The organism is Corallococcus sp. AB049A (assembly GCF_003668885.1).
In the GTDB taxonomy this organism is placed as follows: Bacteria; Myxococcota; Myxococcia; order Myxococcales; family Myxococcaceae; genus Corallococcus; species Corallococcus interemptor.
The window spans coordinates 1-694 of sequence record NZ_RAWL01000868.1 but is presented as its reverse complement, the minus strand read 5'-3'; the positions used below and the strand labels follow the sequence as shown (position 1 = coordinate 694).

Below are 694 nucleotides of genomic sequence, written 5' to 3'. Positions count from 1 at the left end.
GTATCTGAAAGGGCCATTTCAGTGAAGACGAGTAGGGCGGGGCACGTGAAACCCTGTCTGAACATGGGGGGACCATCCTCCAAGGCTAAATACTACTGACCGACCGATAGTGAACCAGTACCGTGAGGGAAAGGCGAAAAGAACCCCGGAGAGGGGAGGGAAATAGAACCTGAAACCGTGTGCGTACAAGCAGTAGGAGCTCCGCAAGGAGTGACTGCGTACCTTTTGTATAATGGGTCAGCGACTTACTGTTCGTGGCAAGCTTAACCGTATAGGGGAGGCGAAGGGAAACCGAGTCTGATAAGGGCGCATAGTCGCGGGCAGTAGACCCGAAACCGGGTGATCTAGTCATGCCCAGGGTGAAGGTGCGGTAACACGCACTGGAGGCCCGAACCCACTCCCGTTGCAAAGGTAGGGGATGAGGTGTGATTAGGAGTGAAAAGCTAATCGAACCCGGAGATAGCTGGTTCTCCTCGAAAGCTATTTAGGTAGCGCCTCATATGTATCCTCTCGGGGGTAGAGCACTGTTATGGCTAGGGGGTCATCGCGACTTACCAAACCATTGCAAACTCCGAATACCGAGACGGACTGTATGGGAGACACACGGCGGGTGCTAACGTCCGTCGTGAAAAGGGAAACAACCCAGACCCACAGCTAAGGTCCCAAATTTTGTGCTAAGTGGAAAACCATGTGG

The 694-nt window shown here is 53.5% G+C and carries 1 rRNA gene; it reads left to right on the top strand.

From position 1 onward, the window contains the following. A 23S ribosomal RNA gene (locus D7X55_RS45855) occupies positions 1-694 on the top strand; the annotation flags it as partial.